Annotated in this window: 17 protein-coding genes; 9 read left to right on the top strand and 8 right to left on the bottom strand. The window is 60.9% G+C overall.

What is annotated here, in order from left to right:
* Positions 1 to 265 precede the first annotated feature (265 nt).
* Both algB and BFW87_RS11935 read left to right on the top strand, forming a co-directional pair.
* Complete coding sequence (gene algB / locus BFW87_RS11940) at positions 266 to 1,612, top strand: sigma-54-dependent response regulator transcription factor AlgB (protein ID WP_078740007.1); 1,347 nt, start codon at positions 266 to 268, stop codon at positions 1,610 to 1,612.
* A gap of 10 nt (positions 1,613 to 1,622) precedes the next feature.
* Positions 1,623 to 3,410 (top strand): KinB sensor domain-containing domain, encoded by a 1,788-nt coding sequence (locus BFW87_RS11935; RefSeq protein ID WP_078740006.1) that lies wholly within the window; start codon positions 1,623 to 1,625, stop codon positions 3,408 to 3,410.
* A gap of 129 nt (positions 3,411 to 3,539) precedes the next feature.
* Here BFW87_RS11935 and BFW87_RS11930 read toward each other — a convergent pair whose 3' ends face one another.
* From BFW87_RS11930 to BFW87_RS11905, 6 genes are all read right to left on the bottom strand, one after another.
* Entirely contained in the window at positions 3,540 to 4,316 is a 777-nt protein-coding gene (locus tag BFW87_RS11930; RefSeq protein WP_078740005.1) for an N-acetylmuramoyl-L-alanine amidase, read from the bottom strand.
* An 88-nt stretch (positions 4,317 to 4,404) separates the two neighbouring features.
* The gene (locus BFW87_RS11925; RefSeq protein ID WP_078740004.1) at positions 4,405 to 6,477 is read right to left on the bottom strand and encodes a diguanylate cyclase; all 2,073 of its coding nucleotides are present in this window, start codon (positions 6,475 to 6,477) and stop codon (positions 4,405 to 4,407) included.
* Positions 6,474 to 7,352: an endonuclease/exonuclease/phosphatase family protein gene (locus BFW87_RS11920; protein WP_078740003.1), complete on the bottom strand. Its 879-nt coding sequence runs from the start codon at positions 7,350 to 7,352 to the stop codon at positions 6,474 to 6,476. Before BFW87_RS11920 ends, BFW87_RS11925 begins: the two co-directional genes overlap by 4 nt.
* A gap of 10 nt (positions 7,353 to 7,362) precedes the next feature.
* Positions 7,363 to 7,998: a thiol:disulfide interchange protein DsbA gene (gene dsbA, locus BFW87_RS11915; RefSeq protein ID WP_078740002.1), complete on the bottom strand. Its 636-nt coding sequence runs from the start codon at positions 7,996 to 7,998 to the stop codon at positions 7,363 to 7,365.
* 168 nt (positions 7,999 to 8,166) lie between these two features.
* Complete coding sequence (locus tag BFW87_RS11910) at positions 8,167 to 8,772, bottom strand: c-type cytochrome (RefSeq protein ID WP_078740001.1); 606 nt, start codon at positions 8,770 to 8,772, stop codon at positions 8,167 to 8,169.
* A 34-nt stretch (positions 8,773 to 8,806) separates the two neighbouring features.
* Positions 8,807 to 9,109 (bottom strand): c-type cytochrome, encoded by a 303-nt coding sequence (locus BFW87_RS11905; RefSeq protein ID WP_078740000.1) that lies wholly within the window; start codon positions 9,107 to 9,109, stop codon positions 8,807 to 8,809.
* 192 nt (positions 9,110 to 9,301) lie between these two features.
* On the opposite strand from BFW87_RS11905, the gene yihA reads away from it, so the two are divergent.
* On the top strand, positions 9,302 to 9,943 hold the full coding sequence (gene yihA / locus BFW87_RS11900; protein ID WP_032862650.1) for a ribosome biogenesis GTP-binding protein YihA/YsxC: 642 nt from the start codon (positions 9,302 to 9,304) through the stop codon (positions 9,941 to 9,943).
* A 267-nt stretch (positions 9,944 to 10,210) separates the two neighbouring features.
* Here yihA and polA read toward each other — a convergent pair whose 3' ends face one another.
* Complete coding sequence (polA, locus tag BFW87_RS11895; protein ID WP_078739999.1) at positions 10,211 to 12,988, bottom strand: DNA polymerase I; 2,778 nt, start codon at positions 12,986 to 12,988, stop codon at positions 10,211 to 10,213.
* Between the two features lie 74 nt (positions 12,989 to 13,062).
* Here polA and BFW87_RS11890 point away from each other — a divergent pair, with 74 nt between their 5' ends.
* Positions 13,063 to 13,353 (top strand): DUF2782 domain-containing protein, encoded by a 291-nt coding sequence (locus tag BFW87_RS11890; protein WP_078739998.1) that lies wholly within the window; start codon positions 13,063 to 13,065, stop codon positions 13,351 to 13,353.
* Positions 13,354 to 13,409: 56 nt separating this feature from the next.
* Positions 13,410 to 14,363: a homoserine kinase gene (locus BFW87_RS11885; RefSeq protein ID WP_078739997.1), complete on the top strand. Its 954-nt coding sequence runs from the start codon at positions 13,410 to 13,412 to the stop codon at positions 14,361 to 14,363.
* Between the two features lie 92 nt (positions 14,364 to 14,455).
* Here BFW87_RS11885 and BFW87_RS11880 read toward each other — a convergent pair whose 3' ends face one another.
* Positions 14,456 to 15,385: a zinc ABC transporter substrate-binding protein ZnuA gene (locus BFW87_RS11880; RefSeq protein ID WP_078739996.1), complete on the bottom strand. Its 930-nt coding sequence runs from the start codon at positions 15,383 to 15,385 to the stop codon at positions 14,456 to 14,458.
* 58 nt (positions 15,386 to 15,443) lie between these two features.
* On the opposite strand from BFW87_RS11880, the gene zur reads away from it, so the two are divergent.
* Genes zur through BFW87_RS11860 form a run of 4 tightly spaced genes read left to right on the top strand, consistent with a single transcriptional unit; the run spans position 15,444 to position 18,249 of the window.
* Positions 15,444 to 15,926, top strand: coding sequence for a zinc uptake transcriptional repressor Zur (zur, locus tag BFW87_RS11875; protein ID WP_078739995.1), 483 nt, complete (start codon positions 15,444 to 15,446; stop codon positions 15,924 to 15,926).
* Complete coding sequence (znuC, locus tag BFW87_RS11870; protein ID WP_078739994.1) at positions 15,926 to 16,711, top strand: zinc ABC transporter ATP-binding protein ZnuC; 786 nt, start codon at positions 15,926 to 15,928, stop codon at positions 16,709 to 16,711. The genes zur and znuC overlap by 1 nt, the downstream gene beginning before the upstream one ends.
* Positions 16,704 to 17,492: a zinc ABC transporter permease subunit ZnuB gene (znuB, locus tag BFW87_RS11865; protein ID WP_058421933.1), complete on the top strand. Its 789-nt coding sequence runs from the start codon at positions 16,704 to 16,706 to the stop codon at positions 17,490 to 17,492. The genes znuC and znuB overlap by 8 nt, the downstream gene beginning before the upstream one ends.
* A gap of 37 nt (positions 17,493 to 17,529) precedes the next feature.
* Positions 17,530 to 18,249 (top strand): PA5502 family lipoprotein, encoded by a 720-nt coding sequence (locus BFW87_RS11860; RefSeq protein WP_078739993.1) that lies wholly within the window; start codon positions 17,530 to 17,532, stop codon positions 18,247 to 18,249.
* Positions 18,250 to 18,263: the final 14 nt, after the last annotated feature.

The following is an 18,263-nucleotide window of genomic DNA, read 5'->3' as shown; positions in this document are numbered from 1 at the left end:
TTGCCTCACCCAGCATCCTGCACGATGGGCCTATCCTGGCCGTGCGAAATGCACGATGGTCAGTGGTCGGGTCAAGGGATCGAAAGCAAGTAACGCATTGCCGAAGTGGCAAGAAGGCATGAAAACGCCACTAGGCGGGGGGTTCGTAGGAGGATGCGCAGATACCTGCGCGAAGATGCCTTTTATGAATCAGAATAAACCATGCAACTTGCCCGATTATTCCGGGACTAATCACCATCATTCATAGTTAAGGAGCGCGGGACAGATGGAATCAGCCAAGGAACTTCAAGGCCGCATTCTTTTAGTGGATGACGAATCCGCGATCCTCCGCACCTTCCGTTATTGCCTGGAAGATGAAGGCTACACCGTCGCCACCGCCAACAGCGCTGCTCAAGCCGATGCCCTGATGCAGCGCCAAGTGTTCGACCTGTGCTTCCTGGACCTGCGTCTGGGCGAAGACAATGGCCTGGATGTGTTGGCCCAGATGCGTATTCAGGCGCCATGGATGCGCGTCGTGATTGTGACCGCGCACTCGGCTGTGGACACCGCCGTCGACGCGATCCAGGCGGGCGCCGCTGATTACCTGGTGAAGCCGTGCAGCCCAGATCAATTGCGCCTGGCCACCGCCAAGCAGCTGGAAGTGCGCCAGCTCTCGGCGCGCCTCGAAGCGCTCGAAGGTGAAGTGCGCCAACCCAAAGACGGTCTCGACTCCCACAGCCCGGCAATGATGGTGGTGCTGGAAACTGCGCGCCAGGTGGCCGGTACCGACGCCAACATCTTGATCCTCGGCGAATCCGGTACCGGTAAAGGTGAGTTGGCTCGCGCCATTCACGGCTGGAGCAAGCGCTCGAAGAAATCCTGCGTGACAATTAACTGCCCGTCGCTGACGGCGGAGTTGATGGAAAGCGAGCTGTTCGGCCACAGTCGCGGCGCGTTTACCGGCGCCAGCGAAAGCACCCTGGGACGCGTCAACCAGGCGGATGGCGGCACGCTGTTTCTCGATGAAATCGGCGATTTTCCACTCACGTTGCAACCCAAGTTGCTGCGTTTTATCCAGGACAAGGAATACGAGCGTGTGGGCGACCCGGTCACCCGCCGCGCCGACGTACGCATCCTTGCGGCCACCAACCTGAACCTGGAAGACATGGTGCGCGACGGCCGCTTCCGTGAAGACTTGCTGTACCGCCTCAACGTCATCACCTTGCACCTGCCGCCGCTGCGCGAGCGCAGTGAAGACATCCTGACGCTGGCCGATCGCTTTTTGGCGCGTTTCGTCAAGGAATACGCCAGGCCTGCGCGGGGTTTCAGTGATGAAGCGCGCGAAGCGCTGCTCAACTACCGCTGGCCGGGCAATATCCGTGAACTGCGTAACGTGGTGGAGCGGGCCAGCATCATTTGCCCACAGGAGAAGGTCGAAATCAGCCACCTCGGCATGGCCGAGCAACCGACCAACAACGCCCCGCGTATTGGCGCAGCGTTAAGCCTGGACGAGCTGGAGAAAGCGCACATCGGCGCCGTGCTCGCCACCAGCGACACGCTGGACCAGGCGGCCCGCACCCTGGGTATCGACGCGTCGACCCTGTACCGCAAACGTAAACAGTACAACCTGTGAGCTGGACCCTATGAAGCTTGCGATGAAACTGCGCACTCGGTTGTTCCTGAGTATCTCAGCGCTGATCACCGTCGCCCTGCTGGGTTTGATCCTGGGCCTGGTCAGCGTCATGCAAATGGCCAAGACGCAGGAGTCGCTGATCCGCAGCAACTTCATCACCCTGGACCTGGGGCTGAAACTGCGCCAGAGCCTGGGCGATCAGTTGATCATGATGCTGGAGAAGCGCCCCGACCCCGAGGCGCTGCAAGCTTCGAAACAGCGTTATTTTGACCTGCTCGACCAAGGCATCGCTCACGAGCAGAACGATGGCAACAGCCATGGTTTCAGCCAGGCCCACACCAATTACCAGAACCTGCTGGAAGCGTTCGGCGAGTCCCAACAGGCGTCACCGCCGCCGGGCAGCAAGGAAAAACTCACCGAGACCTTCAACGTGCTGCGCAACGGCTTGATTGCCGAGCACAAGATGGCCTTGGAAAACATCAGTAACAGCGAGCACAAATCCCGCGAACGCGCCCTGCTGATTGCCGGTCTGCTGGGGTTGGTGGGGCTTGCGGTATTGATCATCGGTTTTGTCACGGCCCACGGCATCGCGCGGCGCTTCGGCGGGCCCATCGAAGCGCTGGCCAAGGCAGCGGACAAGATCGGCCAGGGTGATTTCGAAGTGACGCTGCCGATATCCTCGGCGGCGGAGATGAACCAGTTGACGCGCCGCTTCGGGATCATGGCCGAGGCGCTGCGCCAGCATCAGGCCACCAACGTCGACGAATTGCTGGCAGGCCAGCAACGCCTGCAAGCTGTACTCGACAGCATCGACGACGGCTTGCTGATGATCGACCGCCAAGGCCGCCTTGAGCACCTCAACCCTGTGGCACAGCGTCAACTGGGCTGGGACGAGGCGCGGCTCGGCCAAGGCCTGGGTGAGGCGCTGGGCCGCCCGGAAATGGATGAACAACTGCAACTGGTGCTGCGCGGCGGCAACCTGGAGCGGGCGCCGGAAGACCTGGAAGTGGAAGTGGACGGCGAACTGCGTCTGCTGACCTACAGCCTCACGCCGGTCAGCCATACCCAAGGGCATATTCTGGGCGCGGTGATGGTGCTGCATGACGTCACCGAACAACGCGCCTTCGAGCGCGTACGCAGCGAGTTCGTGTTGCGCGCCTCTCACGAACTGCGAACGCCGGTGACTGGCATGCACATGGCCTTCGGCCTGTTCCGCGAGCGCGCGAAGTTTCCGGCCGAATCCCGTGAAGCGGACCTGCTGGATACGGTCAACGAGGAAATGCAGCGCTTGATGCAGCTGATCAACGACCTCCTCAATTTTTCTCGCTACCAGAACGGCCTGCAAAAACTCACCCTGGGGCCCTGCGACGTTACCGACTTGCTGGAGCACGCACGCGCCCGATTCACAGAGATGGCGAACGCGCAGCACATCGAACTGCTGGTGGAAGCTCAATCGGACTTGCCCCGCCTGTATGCCGACCAGGCTCAGCTGGAGCGGGTGCTCGACAACCTGCTGGCCAACGCCCTGCGGCACACCGCCAATGGCGGGCAAATCCGCTTGCAGGCGCGCCGCCATGGCGAACGGGTGATTATCAGCGTCGAGGATAACGGCGAGGGTATTGCGTACGGTCAGCAGGGCCGGATCTTCGAGCCCTTCGTGCAGGTGGGCCGCAAGAAAGGCGGCGCTGGCCTGGGCTTGGCGCTGTGCAAAGAGATCGTGCAACTGCACGGCGGCCGTATGGGTGTGTATTCGCGGCCGGGGCAGGGTACGCAGTTCTATATGGCGTTGCCGCTGTAATTTGGCAGGTTGCAAAAAAATGTGGGAGCGGGCTTGCCCGCGATTGCGGTGGTTCAGCCAAGAATGTATTGGCTGACACTCCCCGTAATCGCGCGCAAGCCCGCTCCCACACTGGATTGATTTTTGTCTTTAGGTGCGGTTCAAGGCGCGCAGGATTGCGGCACTTTCAGCATCCGGCGTGCCATCAAACAGCGACGGCCGGAAATGCATCTGGAACGCGGCGATCACGTGGCGCGTGGCGACGTCCAACTCACCGGTCTGTGGTGTCTGGTAACCCAGGCGCGCCAGCTCTTCCTGGAACCAGAGGATGCTCGGCAACTCGGTGGTGTACTGCACCTGGAAGCGAGCAACCGCTTGAGCATCCGGCCAAACCCCTAAACCTTCAGCCGCCAACCGTTTCCACGGGAACAACGGACCCGGGTCGAGCTTGCGCAGCGGCGCGATGTCGCTGTGGCCAATGATGTTCTTGGGGTCGATGCCATTGCGCTTGCTGATGTCTTTGAGCAGCACGATCAGCGACTGCACCTGCGGCTCGGAGTATGGGAACCAGACCCGGCCTTTCGGCGTGTCCTGATACCCGGGATTAACAATCTCGATGCCGATGGAGCTGGAGTTGAGCCAGGTGCGGCCCATCCACTCGCTTTCACCGGCGTGCCAGGCGCGCTGGCTCTCGTCCACCAGCTTGTAGATGGTGCCCGAGGCGTCGTCGCCGATCAGGTAATGGCTGCTGACCTGGCCGTGAGTCAACAGCGCCAGGGAGCGTTCAAGGTTGGTGGAGGTGTAATGGACGACGACGAATTGCACGCGGTTGTCGTGGTTGACCGAAGGGTGGCTGGTGTTCAGTCGCGGGCCACTGGCGCAGCCGGCGAGCAGAAGAAATGCAAAGGCGAAGTACAAGGATTTCATGACGGATCACATTACGCTGAAGACGATAATGCAACAGTGTAACGTACCGTTTGTGGCCCGTCGGTCAAATCACAAAATGGAACATCTTTTACGCTGGCAGCACCTGGTTACGCCCTGCCGCCTTGGCCCGGTAAAGCGCTTCGTCGGCGCGTTTGAGCGCCAGATCACTGCGCTCGCCCGGCTGAAACTGCGCCACACCCATCGACACGGTAATGGTGACCGGCTCGCCCTTGAAGTGGAACGGGCACGCCTCGATCGCCGCCCGCAGCACTTCGCCCACGGCCAGCGCATCGGCCAAAGATGAATCGGGCATCAGCAGTACAAACTCTTCACCGCCAAAACGCGCGATAAAGTCGGTGGTGCGCAGGCGCCTGCGCAACACGTTGGCGATGATCTTCAACACCTTGTCGCCCGCCAAGTGACCGTAGCTGTCGTTGATGCGCTTGAAATGGTCCAGGTCCAGCATGGCCAGCGCCAGGCTGTTGCCGCGCTGGTGCCAGGTGTTGACCTCATGGTCCAGGCGCTCGCTCCAGGCAGCGCGATTGGGCAGGCCGGTCAGCGGATCAATCAAGGCTTTCTGGCGTTGTACCTCTAGATGCTCGCGATAACCCAGGGCTTCCTGCTCCATATTCGCCACGCGCTCGGCCAGGCTTTTCAGGCGTGCAGTCACTTCGTGCTCACGCTGGTCACGTTGCTGCTGGTGTTCGTCCATGGTGCCGAGCAAGCCTTCAAGGTGGCTTTCCAGCACGTGCTTGAGGCTGTCCAGATCGGCCGCCTCCTGCACGCTGCTTTGCAGACCATCAACCTGCTCACGAATCTGCGTATCCAGCTCGCGCGCCGCAGAGCTACTGTCGGCATGGCCGTCACTGGCGACCTGCAGATGGCCCTGGAACGTCTCCAGACGCTCGTTGAGCTGCTTGAGGTAGGCCTCGAACTCGTGCTGACCGCTGTCGGTGATCGCCAGCATCAGCACTGCCAGGTCATCGAGGATCGGCAGCAGTTCGTACCAGTTCAGGCCATGGGCCAGACGCTCGCGCATGGCTTCGGCCTGGGGCCGGTGGCGCTCGGGCAGAGACAGGTCCTCCAGCAGACCGAGCAGTGTGTCTTCGATGTGTTTGGCGACGGAACTGTAGGACGGTTCCGGGGAGTCGGGCAGGGCGTAGATACCGTCGGGTTGCAGAGCCTGCGGGTCTGGCTCGGCAGCTTCCAGCACCGGCGGGAGAGACAGGCTGCCAATGCGGGTTTCATCGGGCGTCTCGACCTGCGCCTCGGGCGTTTCGATGAAGGCGGCGAGGGCACTCTCGGGAGCAGGCTCTTCTGGTACAGACTCCGCGTCTTCAGGCTCGGGGGCCTCGACAGGCTGCGCGGTGACTGCCACTGGAGCAGGCGCCTCAAAGACAAACGTTTCGCTGGCGACCTCTACCACCTTGGCAGGCACAACCGGCTCGGATGGCGCGGCGGCCGGTGGTGACGGCAACGGCGCAAAGGCGCGCAAGGCTTCTGTCAGCTCATCGGACTGCGCAGGCGCTTGAGGCTCGGCCAAGGGCTTTGGGGCAACAGGCGCAACAGGCGCAACAGGCACAGGCGTGGCCGGTGGAAGGGTTTCAACCACCAGCGCTTCGTTCGAAACATCCTTTGCACCAAACAGACGCTGCAACAGGCCCGGCCCAGCACGTGTCGCTTCACCTTCGGGCTCCAGGTTATTCAATGCCTGCCCTTGCAGGCTGCTCAACTCACTGAGCAGCAGCGGTATCTCCCGCGCCTGACCGACGCGGCCATCCAGTTGCTTGGCGAAGGTTTTAAGCGGGCGCGCCACCTCACGCGGCAGCGGTAATTTCTGCAGTTGCGCGACGAGCGCCGTCAGTGCGGTGCTGATCTGGTCGACCCGTGTTTCGCGGCGCTGCTCCGAATCGAGCACCGCCTTTTCCAGGCGGGGCAGCAAGGCGGCGAGGGCGGCGTCCATGTCGTCGGTGCGCACCACATCGCGCATCTCTTTCATGCATTGGTCGACCGCGCGGTCCGTCCCTTCGGCGGCCAGTGTGCTGCGTACCAGTCCTCGGCGCAGCAGGTCGAGGCGTGCAGCCCAGCGGCGCTCAAGTTTGTCTTGGCGCTCGATGCTTTTAAGGTATTTCTCTTTCCAGCGCTGGGCGTCGTCGCTCATGCAAGGGGTCCGCGAGGGCCTGGGCTCAACGCGGGGTATGCATCAGCCGTGAGCGAACCCGGCAGACGAATCTCTACCGCGACCGGCAGGTGATCGGAGATGGGCTGCGCAAGAACCTGCACACTTTCGAGGGTGAGGGTCGGGCTGAGCAGGATATGGTCAAGACAGCGTTGCGGGCGCCAGCTGGGAAACGTGGCTTCGACTTGCGGCGCCAGTAACCCGAGGTCCCGCAGCGGGGAATTTTGCAACAGGTCGCTGGCGTGGGTGTTCATGTCACCCATCAGCACCTGATGTTTGTAATTGCCGATCAGCTCGCGGATGTAGGCCAGTTGCATCATGCGCGTACGTGAGCCGAGCGACAGGTGCATCATGACCACAACCAAGGCTTCCGGGCCTTCGCCAAAGCGCACGAGGATCGCACCGCGCCCCTTGGGGCCTGGCAACGGGTGATCTTCGATAGCCCACGGCTTCAAGCGGCTGAGCACACCGTTGCTGTGCTGGCCCAGGCGTCCGAGGTTGCGATTGAGTTGCTGGTACCAATACGGGAAAGCACCCAGTTGGGCCAGGTGTTCCACTTGGTTGATGTAGCCGGAGCGTATGCTGCCGCCGTCGGCTTCCTGCAGGGCGACCAAATCGAAGTCGTTCAGCAGGTTGCCGATCTTTTGCAGGTTCAGGGCCCGCCCATTGTGCGGCAGCAAGTGCTGCCAGCCACGGGTCAGATAGTGCCGATACTTCTCGGTACTGATGCCCACCTGGATGTTGAAGCTCAGCAGGCGCAAGCGGCTGTCTGCCGGCAAGCCTGTGGATTCCAGGTGATGTTCGTTGACCCGCGGATCATGCAGGCCAACAACACGTTCGGTACCCCAGCGGCGCATGGTGTCTCCCTTACTTGGCTGCGCGCTCTTTGGCGATCAGCTGGTCGGCAACGTTCAGAGTTTGCTCAGGACCACCGGTGGTGCCCAGGTCAAAGCGGTATTTGCCGTTGACGATCATGGTCGGTACGCCTTGCACGCCGTACTTCTGCGCGAGTTCCTTGGCCTGTTTGATCTGGCCCTGGATAGCGAAGGAGTTGAAGGTGGCCAGGAATTTGTCTTTGTCGACGCCCTGGGTGGCAACGAAGTCAGCCATTTCGTCAGGCTTGGTCAGGCGTTTGCCTTGTTTCTGGATCGCGTCGAATACCGCGTTGTGAACCTTGTGCTCGACACCCATGGCTTCCAGGGTCAGGAACAGTTGGCCGTGGGCATCCCATGGGCCGCCGAACATGGCCGGGATACGTTTGAAGTTTACGTCGGAAGGCAGTTTTTCAACCCATGGGTTGATGGTCGGTTCAAAAGCGTAGCAATGCGGGCAGCCATACCAGAACAGCTCCACCACTTCGATCTTGCCGGGTACCGAAACGGGGACCGGGTTGGCCAATTCAACATAGGTTTTACCGGCTTCAAGCGGCACGTCGGCAGCTTGTGCGGTCATGCCGAAGAGGCTGGCAGTGACGAGAGCGGCGCTGAGGATCAGATTACGCATGCTTTACTCCTGTACAAATAAAGTCGCCTCACGCGACCTTTGTTGTGACAGGTCTACGCGGGCATGAGTTCGTTAGTGTAACGGCACCGGCCACAAAAAAGGGCGGCCTGAGCCACCCTTTTTATGCTTGCATCGATGGATTAATCGAGCGTTAACGTAGTCTTGCGATCAATGCAGGCCCTGGATGTACTGGGAAACCGCTTCGATATCCTTATTGCTCAATTTGTTGGCGATGGTTTGCATGATTTTGGTATCGCCATCGTTGGTGCGATTACCTTCGCGGAAGTCCGTCAGCTGCTTGGCGATGTACTGCGCATGCTGGCCGCTCAAGTGCGGGAAGCCTGCAGCAGCAAGGCCTGCGCCGTTAGGCGAGTGGCAACCGAGGCACGAAGGCATGCCCTTTTCCAGGTTGCCGCCGCGGAACAATTCTTCACCGTGAGCCACGGTTTTAGGATCAGCAGCTCCCACACTGCCGTGCTGGCTGGCAAAATACGCCGCGATGTCTGCCAGGTCCTGGTCGCTGAGGTTGGTCAGCAAGCCGGTCATTTCGAGCACCGTGCGCTTGCCGTCCTTGATGTCGTGCATCTGCTTGGTCAGGTAACGTTCGCCTTGACCCGCCAGTTTGGGGAAGTTCGGTGCCGGGCTGTTACCGTCCGGTCCATGGCAAGCACCACACACGGCGGCTTTCGCCTGGCCGGCTGTAGCGTCGCCTGCAGCATGGGCAACACCGGTGATGCCCAAGGTCAACAGCAGACTCACGATCAGTTTGTTCATCAGCTAATCCAACTACGGCTAAGGGGTTTAAGAGTTATCTACCGGGTTTACTCACCATCATCTCAATGATGGCCTGGTAATCCTCAGTACTGCAGTCCATGCACAAACCACGCGGCGGCATTGCCTTGAAACCCTGGGTCACGTGTTGCACCAACGTGTCCATGCCCTTGGCCAGTCTTGGCTGCCAAGCGGCCTGATCACCCCGTTTGGGGGCGTTAGGCAACTGGCCGGCATGGCAAGCCACGCAAACTCGGTTGTACACCGCTTCCGGATCCTGTGTAGCCTGAGCGCCGTAAAGCGGAATCAGCACACCAAAAGCGAGCAACCATCGGGTCATACATCGACCTTTTCAGGGTTTGAGAGCGTTTTGCGTTCTAATGCGCAATGAAGGTCTTTCGCTCCCGTGAACTTCATCCTTCGCTGGGACAAAGCACACACAAAATCTGCGGCATTATATACTGGCGCTACTGAAACGGAAACGACACCGCTTGCCGCACCCTTTCTCGGCACCGCCCACATCGGAAATCTCATGCAACTCAAGAATCCCATCCTTGGCCTGTGCCAACAGTCCACGTTTATGCTCAGCGCCGCCAAAGTTGACCAATGCCCCGATGACGAGGGCTTTGAAGTCGCCTTTGCCGGCCGTTCCAACGCCGGTAAATCCAGCGCGCTGAACACCCTGACTCATGCCAGCCTGGCGCGCACCTCGAAAACCCCGGGCCGCACGCAACTACTCAATTTCTTCAAGCTAGACGATGATCGGCGTCTGGTCGACCTGCCGGGCTACGGTTACGCAAAAGTACCTATCCCGTTGAAGCTGCACTGGCAGCGTCACCTGGAGGCTTATCTGGGTGGCCGCGAGAGTTTGAAGGGTCTGATTCTGATGATGGACATCCGTCATCCAATGACCGACTTCGACCTGCTGATGCTCGACTGGGCCGTCGCCAGCGGCATGCCGATGCACATTCTGCTGACCAAGGCCGACAAGCTGACCTACGGCGCGGCCAAGAACACGCTGCTCAAAGTGCAGGCCGAAATCCGTAAGGGTTGGGGTGATGCGATCACCATCCAGCTGTTCTCGGCGCCCAAGCGCATGGGCCTGGAAGATGCTTACACCGTGCTGGCCGGCTGGATGGAATTGGCGGACAAGGGCGCGGAAATCGCCGAATAACTTTTCTGCGGGCAAAAAAAACCCCGGACTTCGTATGGGGAGGGGAAGTTCGGGGTTCAAGTTCCGGACCGCTAGGGCGGGGTCCAGATATCTGCCAACACTTAACACAACATAGGAGCATTGAAGGGCTTCACCACCCATTCAGTAACTCTGAGTAGCAATTCACGGGTTAAGTTCCGGCACCAGAAAAACAATTTGAAATAACTGACGGCGACTTCCGAACTAAAGCATTCTGCCATCACGCCCGGTGATGGCAGAGCAGCGCGATCAGTGTGCCTCGTCCCAGTTATCGCCCACGCCCACGTCAACCACCAATGGCACGTCCAGCTGAGCAGCAGCGCTCATGTGCTCGCGAATCTTCTCGCTGACTTCGGCGACCAGGTCTTCACGCACCTCAACCACCAATTCATCGTGCACCTGCAGGATCACTTTGGCATCCAGGCCGGACTCGGTCAGCCAATTGTCCACGCGCACCATGGCCTTCTTGATGATGTCTGCCGCCGTGCCCTGCATCGGCGCGTTGATCGCCGTGCGTTCTGCGGCTGCGCGGTCCTGAGGTTTGTTGGAGTTGATATCCGGCACGTAAAGCCGACGCCCGAAGATGGTTTCGACAAACCCCTGATCGGCAGCCTGCGCACGGGTGCGCTCCATGTACTCGCGAACCCCTGGGTAGCGGGCGAAATACACATCGATATAGGCCTTGGCGGTCTTGGTATCGACGCCAATGTCCTTGCCCAGCTTCTGCGCGCCCATCCCGTAGATCAGGCCAAAGTTGATCGCCTTGGCGCTGCGACGCTGATTCGAGGTGACTTCAGTCAGCTCAACCTTGAACACTTCCGCCGCCGTGGCCGTGTGCACGTCCAGATCGTTGCGGAAGGCATTCATCAGCCCTTCGTCCTTGGACAAATGCGCCATGATCCGCAGTTCAATCTGCGAATAGTCCGCCGCCAGCAGCTTGTAGCCCTTCGGCGCAACAAACGCCTGGCGAATCCGCCGACCTTCGGCCGTGCGCACCGGGATGTTCTGCAGGTTCGGGTCGCTGGAAGACAGACGCCCGGTCGCCGCCACTGCCTGATGATAAGACGTGTGAATGCGCCCGGTGCGCGGGTTGATCTGCTCCGGCAAGCGGTCGGTATAGGTGCTTTTCAGCTTGCTCATGCTGCGGTACTGCATCAGCACTTTCGGGAGCAGGAAGTCATCTTCGGCCAGCTTGGCCAACACTTCCTCGGCCGTGGAGGCCTGCCCCTTGCCGGTTTTCTTCAGGACCGGCAGACCGAGTTTTTCGTAAAGGATGGCACCCAGTTGCTTGGGCGAGCCCAGGTTGAACTCCTCACCGGCGATCTCGAACGCCTGGCGCTCCAGCTCCACCATCTTGTCGCCCAGCTCGATGCTCTGGATGCCCAGCAGCTTGGAATCCACCAGCGCGCCCTGGCGTTCAATACGCGCCAGCACCGGAACCAACGGGATTTCAATGTCGGTCAGCACACTGGCCAGCGTAGGAATAGCCGCTAGCTGCGCATGCAACGCCTGATGCAGGCGCAGCGTGATGTCGGCATCTTCGGCGGCGTATGGCCCGGCCTGCTCAAGCGCGATCTGGTCGAAGGTCAACTGCTTGGCGCCTTTGCCGGCGATGTCCTGGAAGCTGACGGTGTCGTAGTCCAGGTACTTCTTGGCCAGGCTGTCCATGTCGTGCCGGGTCGCGGTGGAGTTCAACACGTAGGACTCAAGCATGGTGTCGAACGCAATACCGCGCACGGTGATGCCTTGCGCAGGGTCGCCCCCGATGGCGCAGTTGGCCAGGATGTTCATGTCGAACTTGGCATGCTGACCGACCTTGAGCTTGGTCGGGTCTTCCAGCAACGGTTTCAGCGCTAGCAGAACCGTGTCGCGGTCCAGTTGCTCCGGCGCACCGATGTAGGAATGGGTCAGCGGAATGTAGGCTGCTTCAAAGGGCTGAACGGAAAAGGAAACCCCGACCAACTGTGCCTGCTGGGCGTCGATGCCGGTGGTTTCGGTATCGAACGCAAACAATTTGGCGTCGTTGAGTTTCTTCAGCCAGGTATCGAAAGTCGCTTGGTCGAGAATCGTGGTGTAGGTCGCCTTAACAGGCGCGGCAGCAACGGCCTCAACGTCTGCAACTGGAGCCGCTTTGAGCTCCACACGCTTGGCGTCGCGCTGAATGTCGTCGATCCAGCTTTTGAACTCCAGCAACTGGTACAGCTCCAGCAGCTTTTCACGGTCCGGCTCGATCAGGTGCAAGTCATCCAGGCCCACGTCCAGCGGCACGTCACACTTGATCGTCGCCAACTGGTAGGACAGGAATGCCGACTCCTTGTGCTCTTCCAGCTTGGCCGGCAGCGTCTTGGCGCCACGGATTGGCAGGGTCGGCACGATATCGAGCTGCTCATAGAGCTCTTTGATCCCGCCATTGACGCCCATCAGCAGGCCCGAAGCGGTTTTGGGGCCAATGCCCGGAACGCCCGGGATGTTGTCGGACGAATCGCCCATCAAGGCCAGATAGTCGATGATCTGCTCGGGAGCGACGCCGAATTTCTCCTTCACGCCCTCGATGTCCATCGCACTACCGGTCATGGTGTTGACCAAGGTAATGTGCCCGTCGACCAGCTGCGCCATGTCCTTATCGCCGGTGGAAATCACCACCGGGCGGCTGGCTGCCGCACTGCTGCGGGCCAGCGTGCCGATCACGTCATCGGCTTCGACGCCGGCGACGCACAGCAGCGGAAAGCCCAGGGCGATTACGCTTTGGTGCAGGGGTTCGATCTGCAAGCGCATGTCATCAGGCATGCTCGGACGGTTGGCCTTGTACTCGGCGTACATGTCATCGCGAAAAGTCCCACCCTTGGCGTCGAAAACGACGGCAAACGGGCTGTCGGGATACTGCTTGCGCAGGCTCTTGAGCATGTTCAACACGCCCTTGACCGCGCCGGTCGGCAGGCCTTTGGAAGTGGTCAGCGGTGGCAACGCGTGGAACGCGCGGTACAAATATGAAGAACCGTCCACCAGGACGAGGGGGGCTTGGCTCATGAGAGGGATCAACCTTTTCGGCGGGTCAGGCGCTAGAATAGCCGGACCAATGACGACAAAGGGACAAGGTTATCATGCGTACATTCAATCGCCTGCTCTTCACTGGCTTGATTGCACTCGCTCCGATGGCTGCCATGGCGGCGGACAGCGCCCCTTCGGGCGATCCGGAAGTGACCATTCGCACGGAAGGCGACAGAACCATCCAGGAATACCGCCAAAACGGTTTCCTGTACGCGATCAAGGTCACGGTTAAAGGCGCGCCGCCGTATTTCCTGGTGCGCGCGGACGGAACCGACGCAAACTTCATCCGCTCTGACCAGCCGGATATGCTGATCCCGTCATGGAAGATCTTCGAATGGAAATGATTTCTTAACTTAAATCGGCGCCGCCCACCGCGGCGCCCGTACTGGCAGTTTTAACCATGTCTGTGTTCACCCCCCTGGCTCGGCCCGAGCTGGAAACCTTTCTCGCCCCTTACGGGCTCGGCCGCCTGCTTGATTTCCAGGGGATTGCCGCCGGCAGCGAAAACACCAATTTTTTTGTCAGCCTGGAGAAAGGCGAGTTCGTCCTGACCCTGGTTGAACGCGGCCCGGTCGCCGAAATGCCGTTCTTCATCGAACTGCTCGACGTGCTCCACGACGCCGACCTGCCCGTGCCCTATGCCCTGCGCACCACGGGCGGCGAGGCCCTGCGTGAATTGAAGGGTAAACCGGCCCTGCTGCAACCGCGCCTGGCCGGCAAGCACATCAAGGATGCCAACGCGCAGCATTGCGCCCAGGTCGGCGACCTGCTTGGCCATCTGCACCTCGCGACACAAGGCGAGAAAGTGCTGGAGCGCAAGACCGATCGCGGGCTGGACTGGATGCTCAGTGAAGGTGCGCAGCTGATTTCACACCTGAACGACGCGCAACAGCGCCTGCTGCAAGACGCGCTGACCGAGATCGAGGCGCACAAAGCCGAGATCCTCGCCCTGCCCCGCGCCAACGTGCATGCCGACCTGTTTCGCGACAACGCGATGTTCGAAGGCACGCACCTCACCGGACTGATCGACTTCTACAACGCCTGCTCTGGCCCGATGCTGTACGACGTGGCGATCGCCCTGAATGACTGGTGTTCGGATGGCGAGGGCGTGATTGATGGGCAGCGTGCTCGTGCGCTGTTGGGGGCTTATGCGGGGCTGCGGCCGTTCACTGCGAAGGAAGCCGAGTTGTGGCCGACGATGTTGCGCGTGGCGTGCGTGCGGTTTTGGCTGTCACGCCTGATCGCGGCGGAGTCGTTTGCCGGGCAGGATGTGTTGATTCACGATCCGGCAGAGTTTGAGCACCGGTTGGCGCAGCGTCAGCAGGTCAGCGTTCACCTGCCGTTCGCGCTCTAAAAATCACCGCAGTCAGTGTGGGAGCTGGCTTGCCTGCGATAGCTATGTCGACTGACACACCGCTATCGCAGGCAAGCCAGCTCCCACAGGGATTACAGTGATTCCAGGCAACCGGCTAAATCATTCCCCAATTTTTCCAAGACCTGCTCATACCCCTGCGCCGTCGCCGGCGTGTAACCGCCCAACGCATCCAGCTCCGCCAGCTTCACCGGCAAACCAGCAACCAGCGTCTCAGCCAAACGCGGACGCAACGGCGGCTCGCTGAATACACACGTCTTGCCCACTTCCTGCAACCGCGTACGCATCGCCGACACATGCTGGGCACCAGGCTGCACTTCGGCGGCAACACTGAACACGCCGGTGTGTTTCAACCCGTAAGCATCTTCGAAATAATCAAATGCCTCGTGGAACACGAAGTAAGGCTTGTCGCCCACGGCTGCCAGACGGGCTTTCAGACGCGCATCCAGCGCATCCAGACGCTCATCAAACGCCTTCACGTTGCTCTGGTAACGCGCAGCGTTGGCCGGGTCCGCAGCACTAAGATCCGCCGCCATACGCGCCGCAATCACTCGCGCATTAACCGTCGACAACCACAAATGCGCATCCAGGCTGCCCGGGCGGTGATCGTGGTCGTGTTCGTCGGCATCATCGGCGTGGGAGTGGCTATCTTCCGCGAAACGACGCAGCTTCATGCCCGGCAGGTCCTGCACGGCGACGGTTGGCAAGCTTCGCCCCTTCAACACGCGTGGCAGAAAGGTCTCCATGTCCGGGCCGATCCAATACAACAGGTCTACCGACTGCACGCGCCGTACGTCGGATGGCCGCAACGCGTAGTTATGCGGCGACGCGCCCGGCGGCAACAGCACCTCGGGAATCGCCACACCGTCCTGCACAGCGGCGGCGATGAGCTGCAATGGCTTGATGCTGGTCAGCACCTTGACCTCGGCCTGAGCGGCACCCGCAATGAACAAACTAGTGACAAATACGACAAAAACGGGAAAAAGTCGGGACACGATGACCACTCAATGGCGTAGGAACGGGTAACATAATAACGTCTCTATCAAATATCTGTCGCCGCTCATGCCTAAAACACCGCTTGCCAGCCGTCCCCACGACCACTCTCACTGCGTGCACACTGCGCTGTCGGAGGCCGATGCGCTGTGCCTGCGCCAAGGCCTACGCCTGACCGCCTTGCGTCGGCGCGTGCTGGAATTGGTGTGGCAGAGCCACAAGCCGCTGGGAGCCTACGACATTCTCGGCGTGCTCAGCGAGCAAGACGGCCGCCGCGCCGCGCCACCGACGGTGTACCGCGCACTGGATTTCCTGCTGGAAAACGGCCTGGTGCACCGCATCGCTTCGCTCAACGCCTTTGTCGGCTGCAACCACCCGGAGCACGCGCATCAGGGCCAGTTCCTGATCTGCCGCGAATGCCACGCCGCCATCGAACTTGAGCAAAAAAGCATCAGCGACGCCATCGTCAAGAGCTCGGCCGAGGTCGGCTTCAAGGTCGAAGGGCAAACGGTCGAAGTGGTCGGCCTGTGCTCGGGCTGCCAGGGGGCTTGATGAGCGATGCGTTAATCCGCCTGGAGCAGGTCGGGGTCACGTTCGCCGGGCAAAACGTGCTGGATAACATCGCGTTGAGCGTCGAGCCCGGGCAGATCGTCACACTGATCGGCCCGAACGGCGCCGGCAAGACGACCCTCGTGCGCGCCGTGCTCGGTTTACTCAAGCCCGACAGCGGCACGGTGTGGCGCAAGCCCAAGCTGCGCGTGGGTTACATGCCGCAAAAACTGCATGTGGACCCGACGCTGCCGCTGTCAGTATTGCGCTTTTTGCGCCTGGTGCCCGGCGTAGACCGAGCCCGCGCCCAGTCTGCACTCAAGGAAGTCGGCGCCGAACAGGTGATCGACAGCCCGGTGCAAAGCATCTCCGGCGGCGAAATGCAGCGCGTTCTGCTGGCCCGCGCCTTGTTGCGCGAGCCGGAACTGCTGGTGCTGGATGAACCCGTGCAAGGCGTCGACGTCGCCGGCCAGGCCGAGCTGTACAGCCTGATCACGCGTCTGCGCGACCGTCATGGCTGCGGCGTGCTGATGGTCTCCCACGACCTGCACCTAGTCATGAGCACCACCGACCAGGTGGTGTGCCTGAACCGTCACGTGTGCTGCTCCGGCCACCCGGAACAGGTCAGCGGCGACCCGGCGTTCGTCGAGCTGTTCGGCAAGAACGCGCAAAGTCTGGCGATTTATCACCACCATCACGACCACGCCCACGATTTGCACGGTGCCGTGGTCGACGACCCCGCCACACCTCACGCTCACGTTCATGGAGATAGCTGCAAGCATGGCTGATTTTCTGCTTTACGCCCTGCTGGCAGGCTTGGCTTTGGCGTTGGTGGCGGGCCCGTTGGGCTCGTTTGTGGTGTGGCGGCGCATGGCCTACTTCGGCGACACGTTGTCGCACGCCGCGCTGCTGGGCGTGGCCATGGGCTTTTTGTTGGATGTAAGCCCGACCATCGCCGTGACCGTGGGCTGCCTGCTGCTGGCAGTGCTGCTGGTGACCCTGCAACAGCGCCAGCCGCTGGCCTCCGACACCTTGCTGGGCATTCTCGCGCCAAGCACGTTGTCCTTGGGCCTGGTGGTTCTGAGCTTCATGCACGAAGTGCGTATTGACCTGATGGCGTATCTGTTCGGCGACCTGCTGGCGATCAGCCCCACCGACCTTGCGTGGATCCTCGGTGGCAGCGCCGCCGTGCTGGTGCTGCTCGTGACCCTGTGGCGCCCGTTGCTGGCGATTACCGTGCATGAAGAGCTGGCGACCGTGGAAGGCCTGCCCGTGCCGGCGCTGCGCATGACCCTGATGCTGTTGATCGCCGTGGTGATTGCTGTCGCGATGAAGATAGTCGGCGTATTGTTGATTACGTCGCTGCTGATCATTCCCGCCGCCGCCGCCCAGCGCCACGCCCGTTCACCGGAACAAATGGCCATCGGCGCCAGCCTGTTGGGGATGCTCGCAGTGTGCGGGGGCCTGGCGTTGTCCTGGTTCAAGGACACGCCAGCGGGGCCGTCGATTGTGGTTACGGCGGCCGCCCTGTTTCTGCTGAGTTTTGTTCTGCCCCGTCGAGGGGTGTAGACTTGCTCGCTTTTTGCGCAATTAGAGAGTCGCAGGAATGAAGCTGTTCACCTCCCGTTATCTGCTCCTTGCCGCATTTTCCCTGCTGCTGGGCGCCTGTCAAAGCACATCGCCCGCCGCCCCCGAGGTGCCGGACGCTCGCGCTGCGGCCATCGCGCAGCTGGAACAAAACCTCGCCAGCAGCGAGTTGGCCACCGCCGAAGACGAACTGGCCGCCCTGCAAGCGCAGTCGCCAAACGACCCTGCACTCGAAACCTACCAGCGCCAATTGGCCGAAGCCTACCTGCAGCGCAGCCAGATTGTGTTGCAAAAAGGCGATGTCAACGCTGCCGCCACGGCCCTGAGCCGCGCCCGCGCATTGATGCCCAAAGCGCCCGCGCTGACCGGCGGCGTGAACAGCGCCATCAGCCACGCCCGCAAAGCCGAGCTGGACCAGGCCGAAGCCGCCTTGAAGGCCGCCGAAGCCAAGCCGGCGGCCAAGGTCATCGACCCGGCGGCTGAAAGCACCACGGTTGCGTTGAACCTCACCGATATTGAAGAACTTCGCCACCAACTGGATGCGATCGCCACCGATGTGGTGAATTACCAGTGTGATGTGAGTATCCAGGCGCCGCGCACCGAGGATTACCCGTGGCTGGCTACACTGCTGACCAAACGGGTGAAAAGAATTGATTCGGGGTATGACCTGAAAATTCACCGGCAGATTTTGAAACACATCCCGGCGCAAGTCGTGCTTATTCCGCGCAAGGCGGACTAAGGCAAAAGCATCGC

The organism is Pseudomonas fluorescens, assembly GCF_002022275.1.
GTDB classification, from domain to species: Bacteria; Pseudomonadota; Gammaproteobacteria; order Pseudomonadales; family Pseudomonadaceae; genus Aquipseudomonas; species Aquipseudomonas fluorescens_AJ.
This window is presented reverse-complemented; position numbering and strand designations above follow the sequence as displayed.